The 10,637-nt window shown below is 67.9% G+C and carries 8 protein-coding genes; 3 read left to right on the top strand and 5 right to left on the bottom strand.

What is annotated here, in order from left to right; all coding sequences use genetic code 11:
- Positions 1 to 15: 15 nt before the first annotated feature.
- Together IFSED24_RS18640 and IFSED24_RS18635 are read right to left on the bottom strand one after the other, a co-directional pair.
- Positions 16 to 843 (bottom strand): class I SAM-dependent methyltransferase, encoded by an 828-nt coding sequence (locus IFSED24_RS18640; RefSeq protein WP_491332996.1) that lies wholly within the window; start codon positions 841 to 843, stop codon positions 16 to 18.
- A gap of 21 nt (positions 844 to 864) precedes the next feature.
- On the bottom strand, positions 865 to 2,043 hold the full coding sequence (locus IFSED24_RS18635) for a 6-phosphofructokinase (protein WP_491332995.1): 1,179 nt from the start codon (positions 2,041 to 2,043) through the stop codon (positions 865 to 867).
- A 196-nt stretch (positions 2,044 to 2,239) separates the two neighbouring features.
- Between IFSED24_RS18635 and IFSED24_RS18630 the strand changes: the two genes are divergently transcribed.
- Complete coding sequence (locus IFSED24_RS18630; protein WP_491332994.1) at positions 2,240 to 3,760, top strand: CHAD domain-containing protein; 1,521 nt, start codon at positions 2,240 to 2,242, stop codon at positions 3,758 to 3,760.
- A gap of 50 nt (positions 3,761 to 3,810) precedes the next feature.
- Here the strand turns inward: IFSED24_RS18630 and IFSED24_RS18625 are convergent, their stop codons facing one another.
- A complete protein-coding gene (locus tag IFSED24_RS18625; RefSeq protein ID WP_491332993.1) occupies positions 3,811 to 4,845 on the bottom strand; it encodes a DUF3078 domain-containing protein in 1,035 nt (344 codons plus the stop codon).
- A gap of 69 nt (positions 4,846 to 4,914) precedes the next feature.
- Positions 4,915 to 5,784: a mechanosensitive ion channel family protein gene (locus tag IFSED24_RS18620; RefSeq protein ID WP_491332992.1), complete on the bottom strand. Its 870-nt coding sequence runs from the start codon at positions 5,782 to 5,784 to the stop codon at positions 4,915 to 4,917.
- A 532-nt stretch (positions 5,785 to 6,316) separates the two neighbouring features.
- Here IFSED24_RS18620 and IFSED24_RS18615 point away from each other — a divergent pair.
- Together IFSED24_RS18615 and IFSED24_RS18610 are read left to right on the top strand one after the other, a co-directional pair.
- Positions 6,317 to 7,753 (top strand): OmpA family protein, encoded by a 1,437-nt coding sequence (locus IFSED24_RS18615; protein ID WP_491332991.1) that lies wholly within the window; start codon positions 6,317 to 6,319, stop codon positions 7,751 to 7,753.
- A gap of 24 nt (positions 7,754 to 7,777) precedes the next feature.
- On the top strand, positions 7,778 to 9,181 hold the full coding sequence (locus tag IFSED24_RS18610) for a hypothetical protein (RefSeq protein WP_491332990.1): 1,404 nt from the start codon (positions 7,778 to 7,780) through the stop codon (positions 9,179 to 9,181).
- A 38-nt stretch (positions 9,182 to 9,219) separates the two neighbouring features.
- Here IFSED24_RS18610 and IFSED24_RS18605 read toward each other — a convergent pair whose 3' ends face one another.
- Entirely contained in the window at positions 9,220 to 10,524 is a 1,305-nt protein-coding gene (locus IFSED24_RS18605; protein WP_491332989.1) for a PilZ domain-containing protein, read from the bottom strand.
- Positions 10,525 to 10,637 lie beyond the last annotated feature (113 nt).

The raw sequence follows: 10,637 nt of genomic DNA, 5'->3' as shown, positions 1-10,637 counted from the left end.
CGCCGGCGCGGCCCCTCAGACCACGCCGACGATGTAGGCCAGCCAGCCGGGCTGGTTCTCCGCCGAGATGGCCGGGCGGTAACGGTCGACCTCGGGATCGGGGGACTTGTCCCAGTAGATGATGCACTCCTTGAAGCCGGCGTCCAGCAGCGCCTCCTTGGCCTCCACCGGGGTGTAGAGCCGCCAATCGTAGCGGAACGACTTCTTCAGCTTGCGGCCGCCCGCCAGCTCGAAGTGGATATAGCAGAGCGCCGTGTTGTCGATGGGATCGAAGCCCGCCTGTTCCCAGGTGTAGGTGAACAACCCCTCGGGGCTCTCCACCAGCCGCGGCTCGGCCATGACCTGCTGGGCCTCCCAGCCGCCGTAGCAATCCAGGAAGATCAGGCCGTCCTCCACCAGGCTCTCGCGGACCGTGCGGAAGTACTCCACCAGCTCGTGCCTCTGCTTGAGCAGGAACCACGAGAAGTTGTAGGCGCAGGCCACGTCGGCCAGCGGCTCGGTGGCCGAGCGCACGTCGGCCAGACGAAGGTCGACCCGGTCGGCGGCCTTGCCCAGCGGCTCGATGTTGTGCTCGCGGCCCCACTCCAGGGTCTCTTCATCCAGGTCTAGGCCCACCGCCTCGCGGAGCTTGTGGCTGCGGACCCACTGGCCGCAGAGCAGGCTCGTGCCGCAGAAATCCTCGCGCAGGCGCATGGGCCGGCGCTGGCGGAGCTTGAGGAAGACCTCGTCCATGAAGTCCACCTCGAACTCGGGAACCTGGACGGACCACTGGTACAGGAGGTGCCGGTCGGTAAAGGTGTCCGGCAAGGTGTTGGCGGAATCGCCCTTGTGCTTCTTACCCATCAGGCCCTTCCCAGGGTCGCCTCACGACCCCATGAGAGTGAGGAGTTCATCGTCGGGAATGCCCAGGCACGTGCCCAGGCGGCGAGCGGAATCGATCCAGTCGTGGTCCAGCGGGACCAGCTTCTTCTGGCCGACCACATCGGCCAGGGGCACCGCCACCACCTGGTCGCCCTGCAGCGCGACCATCACGTTGTAGGTGCCGGCAGCCAGAAGTTCGGCGGTCCGGGTCCCGAGCCTGGCGGTAAGCAGACGGTCGGCGGCCGAGGGCACCCCGCCGCGTTGCACGTGGCCCAGGCTGGTGACCCGGGCCTCGGTGCTGGTGCGCTGCTGGAGGTTGCGCGCGAGGCGGCTGGCCAGGCTCTCCTTGACCAGGCGGTAGCCGCTGCGACCCGGTTCCGGCGGCGCATCCTCGACCGCGGGCTCGGCCTGCTGCTTCTTGGCGGCCTTCTTGTCCCGGGCGGCGGCCTCCTCGCGCGTCAGTGCGCCCTCCGCCACGCAGACGATGGAGAAGCGCTTGCCATAGCGGCGCTGGCGCTCCCTGAGGTAGTCGGTGACCGCCTCGAGCTGGTAGGGGATCTCGGGGATGAGGATCACGTCGGCGCCGCCAGCGATGCCCGCGCCCAGCGCCAGCCAGCCGGCGTTGTGCCCCATGACCTCGACCACGATGATGCGGTCGTGGCTGGTGGCCGTGGTGTGCAGGCGGTCGATGGCCTCGGTGCAGATCTGCAGCGCCGTGTCGAAGCCGAAGGTGACGTCGGTGCCCGCCACGTCGTTGTCGATGGTCTTGGGCAGCGTCATCACGTCGAGCCCGCCGGCCTTGTGCAGGTGGTAGGCGTTCTTCTGGGTGCCGCCGCCGCCGAGGCAGACGATGCAGTCGAAGCCCTGCTTGCGGGCGTTGTCCACCGCGGCCTGGGTCATGTCCATGACCTTGCCGCCCATGAGCATCTTACGCGGCTTGTCGCGCGAGGTGCCGAGGATGGTCCCGCCGCGGGTGAGCACGCCGCTGGTGGTGCCGTACTCCAGCGGGATCGTGCGGTTCTCCACCAGCCCGCGGAAGCCGTCGAGGATCCCCACCACCTTGATGCCGTAGTCCTGGATGGCGGCCTTGGTGATGCCGCGCAGGGCGGAGTTCAGCCCGGGGCAATCGCCGCCCGAGGTCAGCACGCCGATGCATCGGGTCTGGGAAGGAAAGCGGCTCATCAGCGGACTCCAGTCGAACAGGATCGGCCGCCGGCCGGGCCGGACGATCCGACGAACTTGCGGGTGCCAGTCTAACAGCGCGACCCGCGGCATCCTAATCCTAATAACACGCCATTCTTCGCGGCCATGCTAAATTGTCCATGTTGCGTGTCGCGCGGGCGTTCAGCCGGTCGCGCCAGTGCAAGGAAGAGCCGTCGTGCCCAGCGTCAGTCTGATCATCCCCGCGCTTCTCGATATCGACCAGCTGGTCGCCGACCTCGCCGGCGGTGCCCCCGTGGCGGCAGATCCGAGGCGGCCCGTGCGCCAGTCCTACTTCGACACCTTCGATTGGCGCCTGCACGCCGCCGGGCTGACCCTCCTGCGCGAGGCGGGAGCCTGGCGGCTTCAAGACCTGACATCCGGAAAGATCCGGGCCGTGGAGCCGACCTGGTCGGGCCCCTGGCCCCGCTTCGCCGCGGATTTCCCGTCCGGTGACCTGCGTGACCGCTTGCATAAGCTCCTGAAGGTCCGGGCCCTGCTCCACCTCCTGACCGTCGCCGGCGAGGAGCGGCTCTGGCGCGTGCGCAGCCAACGCCGCAAGGTCGCCCTGCGGATCACCGTCGCCAGGCTCCAGCCCACGAGGCCCGCACGCGACACCGAACTACGCCTGCTCCGGCTACAGTCACGCCGCGGCCACGCGAAGCGGACCGCCGCCGCCCTGGCGGCGGCCGCCGCCCTCGGCCTCGAGCCCGCACGCGACCCGTTCCCGGATCGGCTCCTGGTGTCCGCGGGCCTGGATCCCGAGGGCTATCGCCCCGGCTTCCGGGCCGAGCTCTCGCCCGAGCAGACCGCCCTGGCCGCTGCGGCCGTGATCTGCCGCACCCTGCATCGATCCTGGCGGTGCAACGAAGAGGGCCTGAAGGCCGACCTCGATACCGAGTTCCTCCACGATTTCCGCGTGGCGATTCGCCGCACCCGCTCGGCCCTGACCCTGCTGCGGGGAAGCTTCGCGGCGACCCCGACCGCCCGCTTCAAGCGCGAGTTCGCCGCCCTCGGGCGGCTCACCGGCCCCCTGCGCGATCTCGATGTCTACCTGCTGAACGAGCCCCGCTACCGCGGCCTGCTCCCCGCGGGCCTGCATGGCGGTCTCGAGGACCTGTTCGACGAGTTGCGGCAGCGACGTCGGGCCGAATTGCAAGCGGTGCGACGGGCGCTCTCCACCGCCGCCTACCGTCAACTATGCCGCGACTGGGAGGCGTTCCTCGCCGATCCTCCGGCCGGTCCCGCGGCCGACACCGGCATCCTCGACCTCGTCCAGCACCCGCTGGCCCGGCGCCAACGCCGGGTCTTGCGCCGTGGCCGGGCCCTCGGCCCCGAGAGCCCGGCCAGGGCCTGGCACCGCCTCCGCCTCGAATGCAAGAAGCTGCGCTACCTGCTCGAATTCGGCGCCTCGCTGCTGCCGGCCGGGGAGGCGGCCAGGCTCATCAAGCCCCTCAAGCGGTTGCAGGACAACCTGGGCGAGTTCAACGATCTCGGCATCCAGCAGGACGACCTCGGACGGAGGCTGGCCGCGTTGCGCGGCCGCGGCCGCCGGACGCTGGACGAGGCCGCGGCGCTCGGCGGCCTGATCACCGCCCTGGCCCGTCGGCAGGACGAGGTCCGGGGCGAGTTCACCGCCGCCTTCGCCGCCTTCGACAGACCCGCGGTGAACCGCCGCTTCCAGCGGCTACAACGCTGAGGGGCGGCCCGGCGGACCGCCCCTTCGCGATGCATGCCGTCCAGGTCAGGCTAGAACGTGTAGCCCAGCCCGATGGACATGGTCTGCTTGAGCTGACCCTTCTTCCGGATCGAGCCGTCGACCGAGGCCACGTTGTGCATCTCGCCGTCGACGACCACCGGCTTGACCGAGTTGTCGTACTTGTCGTAGATCCAGCGCACCTGGAGCTGCACGTTGATCACGCTGGTGATGTTGGCCTTGAAGGTGTTGTCGAAGTCGATGTCCAGCGTCGTGGTGTAGTCGGCCAGATCCGTGGGCAGCCCGACGCTCTCCAGGTAGTCGCCACCCAGATCCTCGACCGCGCTCTTCCCGCTGTAGTAGACCGGCTGGTAGAACCGCAGCTGGCCGGCGTACTCGATGCGCTCGGCGATGACCTTGTCGGTGTAGTTCAGGGTCAGCTCCAGGCCGCCGTCCCCCGACTTCTCGTTGACCGGATCCTGGCTGAAGGCCGGGTCCAGGTAGAGGTCGCGGATCATCTGGTGGAAGGTGAAGCCGAAGCGGGCGAGGAACTTGCGCTCCTCGGTGTCGACCAGCATGCGGCTGATGCCCAGGGTCTCGAAGAACTCGAGGGGATTCAGGGTGAAGTCGCCGCGCGGATCGGTCTGGTCGAGGAACTGGCTCTCGAAGCGCAAGCCGGCGAAGGGATCCCAGCCGGACTTGGTGTAGCGCAGCAGCGACTCGGCCTTGAACTGGTCGGTGGTCTTGTCGGGCTTGGGCCAGTAGAGATCGCCGTTGTCGTCACGGGCCTGCTGGTGATTCTGGCCGAAGGCCAGGTTCAGGGTGTTGAACCAGTGCCAGGTGGGCGAGAGCTGCTTCTGGGCCACGGCGTCGAGGGTGGCGTTCCAGACGATGGAGCCCTTGTCGCCGCCGTTCCAGTTCTCGGTGTAGTAGCTCTGCAGCATGTTCAGGCCGATGGTGGCCTGGGTTCCCCAGTTGCCGGCCTCGAATTCGGCGTCCACGTCCTCGGCCGCCACGGCCAGCGGCGCGGCCAGGACGACCGCCAGCACGATCATCATCGCGCCGTTCACTTTGTGCCAGGTGCTCATGAATTCTCCTTCCAGGGCAAGTGGCCCCCCAGAGAGAGGGGCCACTGGTTGGATCCACGCGAGTGGAGATTAAGCGTCCTTGACCATGGTGACAACCCGCTGCGGGAACGGGATCTCGATGCCGTTCTCGTCCAGGGCGTTCTTGATGCGCTGGGTGAGGTCGAACTTGGTGGGCCAGTAGTCAGAACCCTTGGTCCAGGGGCGCACGATCAGGTTCACGCTGCTGTCGCCAAGCTCGGCCACGGCCACCTGGACGGCCGGCTCGGCGAGCACGCGCTCGTCGGCTTCCACAATGCCCTTGATGACCTGGATGGCCTTGCCCATGTCGTCGCCGTAGCCGATGCCCACCACCATGTCGATGCGCCGTGTTTCGTAGCCGGCGTAGTTCTTGATGATGTCGCCGTAGATCTTGCCGTTGGGCACCTCGATGCGGACGTTGTCGGGTGTGGCCAGGGTGGTGGAGAAGATGGCGATGTTCTTGATGGACCCCGCCACTCCGCCGACCTCGACGTAGTCGCCCACCTTGAACGGCCGGAAGAGCAGGATCATGACGCCCGCGGCGAAGTTGCTGAGGCTGCCCTGCAGCGCGAGGCCGACGGCGAAGGTGGCGGCACCGAGGACGGCCACGATCGACGCGGTCTGCACCCCGAAGCTGCCAAGGACGGCCACGACCACGAAGGCCATCACGAAGAAGTAGATTAGGCTCGAGAGGAACCCGGTGAGGCTCGGATCCCACTGGCGCGCGTCGCCGAGCTTGTTGACGCCCTTGCGCACCTGGCCGGCGATGATCCGACCGATGATCAGGATCAGGATGGCGCCGATGACCTTCAGCCCGTAGGAGGAGGCGAAGTTCACGAGCGTCGAATAGATCTGCTGGAGGTACTCGGGCGAGGCAGCGATGGCATCGGTGGCCTGCTGCACGGCGGCATTGTCGTTCATGGCAATCCCTTCGGAATCGGTTCAAGGCGAGGGCCGTCACTGATGAGCGGCTAGCGTTCTGATGCCAGACAATTCGAGGCATGAAAAGCTCACAATCAACCCGCGCAACCTACAAAGAAAATGAAAACCGTCAAACACCAATCGACCGGCATGCATCCGCTCGCCGTCGGCTCACAGGCCTATCCGCGGAACCAGCGTTGTAGCGACAATTGGCATGTGCTATATCTTGACGCCGTCGTATCAAGGTTGCGACGGGACTGGGGCCGCCACGAGCCTTTCAGGCCTGCGCCCCCGGGGAGGCGCCTTCTTTTTCGGATTGCCGGTTTGCATCATTGCCCCTACATCGTAGCCTTCGCGACCATACGATTCCGTGGTGTCACATTGGCCACGCATCGTGTCAACTAGCTCGGAAGTGCATCCTGCCCAACGTCAGCGAAGCGATGTGACCCTCAGGCCAGACGGTGGTTCTGGCCGGATGAACGGTACGATCCCGAGCCTGCCGGGATCCTCACCCCGACGAGGAGATTCTAGAATGCGACGCATGCTATTGATCATGGCCCTGCTTTGCTTCGCCGCTGGCGGCGCCATGGCTGGCCACAAGGAAGATCGCTGGGGCTTGGGCCTGGAGGGCGGTGTCTGGAAACAACTGGGCGGCGACCATGACTATAGCAACCTGGACCAGTTCGGGGCGATCAAGCTCCGTCACGGACTCACCGACATGTGGACCCTCGACCTGAACTTCAAGTACGGCTGGACCCGCCCCGGCGTCGCCTACCCCGGCGAGGACGCCGGCTGGTCCTTCGACTCGGGCGCCGGTCTTTATACGCGCATCTGGCAGCCCAACCTCACGGGCACCTACAGCTTCCTGCCCGACGGCACCGTCCATCCCTGGCTCAGCGTGGGCGCCGGTCTGACGCGCTGGGACGTGCGCGACCTGCGCAACGGCGAGAGCCCGGGCATCTGGCCCGATGGCAACAGCCTCCAAGTCTACAACAAGGACGGCGAGCTGGTCGAGGGCCACGGGGTCAACTTCACCGCGCTGTTCGGCGCGGGCGTGACCTTCGACGCCGGCGACAACTGGACCTTCGACCTCGGCGTCCGCTACGACCTGCTCTTCGGCCAGAACAAGGACTCCGTGGGCATGAGTGCGTTCTGGGGACCCGACGACGTCGACGCCAACAGCGGCATCTTCCAGGGCCAGGTGGGCGTGAGCTACTGGTTCGGCAGCAGCGATAGCGACGGCGACGGGATCCCCAACTCGCGCGATGCCGCGCCCGATGACCCCGAGGACATCGACGGCTATCGCGACGAGGACGGCGTGCCCGATCCCGACAACGACAACGACGGCGTGCTCGACGTGGACGATCAGGCCCCCATGGATCCCGAGGACATCGACGGCTTCCAGGACGAGGACGGCGTGCCCGACCCCGACAACGACGGTGACGGCATCATGGACGTCGACGATCAGTGCCCCGACGAGGCCGAGGACATGGACGGCTTCCAGGACGAGGACGGCTGCCCCGATCCCGACAACGACGGCGACGGCGTCCTCGACGCCGACGACCAGTGCGAAGGCACGCCCGCCGGAGTCGCGGTCGACGCCACGGGTTGCCCCGTTGCCGCCGAGATCCGCGCCGACCTGGTGCTCGAGGACGTGACCTTCGATTCGGGCAGCAGCGATCTGACCGTCGGCTCGCTCGCCACCCTCGACAAGGTGGCCGACAGCCTCATCGCCTGGCCCGAGGTCAAGGTCGAGGTGGGCGGTCACACCGACAGCAGCGGCTCGGCCGAACTGAACCGCGACCTCTCGCAGCAGCGCGCCGAGAGCGTGCGTCAGTACCTGATCGACCGCGGGGTCGATCCGGCGCAGGTCACGGCCGTGGGCTACGGCGAGGACTATCCGCGGGACGACAACAGCACCCGCGATGGCCGCGCCAACAACCGCCGCGTGGAGCTGAAGCGGCTCTAGGACCATGGATGACGGATGGGGTCGATGCGCATCTCCCCCTCCCCCAACTGCCATCGACCCAAGTCGGCCGCGGGTGGACAACCCGCGGCCGGCGTCTATCTTGCGGGGATGCAGACCGCACCCATCAGCTTCAGGCGTCTGGCCGGGTTCTGGTTCCCGCTCCAGGCCACCTGGGCCTTCATGGCGCTGGAAGGGCCGTTCCTGACCGCGGTCATCGCCCGCCTGCCCGACCCGGTCTACAACCTGGCGGCCTACGGCGTGGCCTTCGCCTTCGCCATCATCGTCGAGGCGCCGGTGATCATGATGCTCTCGGCCGCCACCGCGCTCGTGGACGCCCGGCCGGGCTATCTCGCGCTGCGCCGCTTCGCCCAGATTCTCAACGGACTGATCACCCTGGTCATGGTGCTGCTGCTGGCCACCCCCGCCATGCACTGGATCCTCGGCGGCCTGCTCCGCCTGGAACCCGAGGTGGCGCGGCTCACCCATCAGGCGCTCTGGATCCTGCTGCCCTGGCCCGCGGCCATCGGCTACCGCCGCTTCTACCAGGGCATCCTGATCCGGGCCGGCCTCACGCACCTGGTGACCGCGGGCACAGCGATCCGCCTGGTCAGCATGGCCGGCGCCGGCCTGCTGGCTGCCCGCGCGGGACTCGACGGCGCCCGGGTGGGCGCCGTGGCGCTCAGCTTCGCGGTCTGCGTGGAGGCTCTGGCGAGCCGTCTGATGGCCCGGCGCACCGTGCGCTCCCTGCCGGCAACCACCAGTCCCGAATCACCCGCCTTCGATCTCGGCTGGCGCGGCCTCACGGCGTTCTACTGGCCCCTGGCCCTGACGAGCACCATCTCGCTGGCCGTCCATCCGCTGGTCACGTTCTTCATGGGGTTCGCCCGGGCCTCGCTCGAATCGCTGGCCGTGCTGCCCGTGCTCAACGCCCTGGTCTTCCTCTTCCGCACCCCCGGCCTCAGCTTCCAGGAAACCGCCGTGGCCATGCTCGGCCGCAGTGGACACAACCAGCGTCCCGTCCTGCGTTTCGCCGCCATGCTGGGTCTGGGCGCCTCGGCCATCCTGACGGTGGTGGCCTGGACCCCGCTGTGGCGCGCCTGGTTCGAGGGCGTGTCGGGCCTGGAACCCGCCCTGGCCGCCTACGCGCTGGTGCCCCTGCGGATCCTGGCCCCCATGCCGGCGCTGTCGGTCCTGCTCAACCTCCAACGAGCGATCCTGGTCCACGGCCGCCGGACTGGTCCCGTGACCATGGCCAGCATCCTGGAGGTGGGGGGCATCGCGGGCATCCTCGCGCTCGCCATCCTGGGCTGCGACCTGCTGGGAGTGACCGCCGCGGCCCTGGCATTCCTGGGCGGGCGTCTGGCCGGCAACCTGCGGCTCTGGCGACCGGCTCGCCACGTCCTGCAAAGGACAGCGCCGCGGGCCTGAGGCCCACGGCGCCTGGCGATCGGCCGGCCTGGGGAGAATCAGCCGATCTCGAGTTCCGCGCTGCCATGCGACAGGCGACTGGTGTGGTTGTCCTGGATGAACTTGCGCAGCTTCTGCAGGTCGGGCGACTCGCCGGTGGCCGTGAATTCGACCCCGAGCGAGGCGCCGCGCCGGGTCGGGTCCTCGAGATTGAGGTGCAACCGCCGCACGATGCCGGGCAGGGTGACGGTACCGTATTTCGGCGGCAGCTCGAACACGCACTCCACCAGCGAGCCGCCCTTGAATCCCGAGATGATGGTGTTGGCACCGAGCAGGAGCTTGGCGCCGGTGTAGCTGATGTCCTGCACCTTCGTGGGAATGCGGCTGAAGACCAGCACCTCGCCCTGTCCCTCGGGTGTCTGGCGCTGGACCGTGCCGAGGATGCGCTCGGACGGTTCGAGACGGAAGGCACCACGACGCTGGCCATAGGTCACCGAGCCCGGATAGCCCAGCTCCAGGCAGGGCAGCGAGATGTCGTCGTCGAGCCAGACCTGGTCGTGACCCAGCACCGGACAGCCGCACTGCAACAACTTGTCCTGCAACACGAACACGATGGTCAGCTTGTCCGGGATGTCCTCGGCGCTCTCGAGCGAGGTGCGGCGGGCGCAGGTCAGCGCCAGGCGCTCGCCCTTGGCCTCGTAGTGGCGCGCCAGGAAGGTGGCCTGCAGGAGCTCGAGCCGGTCGCCCGCCACGGGCAGCTTCACCTGCACGTCGGCGCCGGACTCGGCCAGGTAGTGCATGATGCGGTGGACGACCTCGGGGTCGTCGATGGATTCCTCACCTCCGCCGACCCGCAATTCGCGGCCCGCGTCGATGGCCTCGATCAGCCACTCACAGCCCAGCACGCGCGGGGCCAGGTCGATGACGAGGTCGAGCCGGCCCTCGGCCACCGCGGCGCGGAAGAGGAAATTCCGGACACCGTCGCAGTGGACCTTGAACTGGTCGCGTTCGTGGACGAGGAAGTCCTGGTCGCCCGCCCAGGGCAGGCCGCTCTCGGCCAGCGCGAGGCGGACGCGCTGGCAGAACGCCGCCAGTCCCGACTTGATCTCGCTGGGATCATCGGTGGCGCTCGGTTCGACCAGCGCCTCGACGAAGTGCTCGGCCAGCCGCTCTTCGCAACCCAGGAGCAGGCGCCGCACCGGACCGCCGGGGAAATGGGCGGCCGCCACCGACTGGAAGTTGAATTCGCGGTGGTCGATCTGGACCAGATCGCAGGCGAGAATCTCACCGGGAACCGCCGTTTCGAGGGCAGAAAGCACCGATCGACAGATGGCGTGCAGGTTCTCGGTCATTGGCCTCTGCATGCTCAGGCTTCCCTTCCGTAGCCAGCCCGACGCAGTCCACGACCCGCAGGCAGGTCGGAACTCCACGTTCGTCCGGGTTATCGGCTGGGAGCCAGGGAGGTTGAGCGGGAATC

The organism is Candidatus Latescibacter sp. IFSED24 (assembly GCF_058273205.1).
The sequence above is the reverse complement of the archived record's forward strand: the minus strand, read 5'-3'. Positions and strand labels throughout refer to the sequence as shown.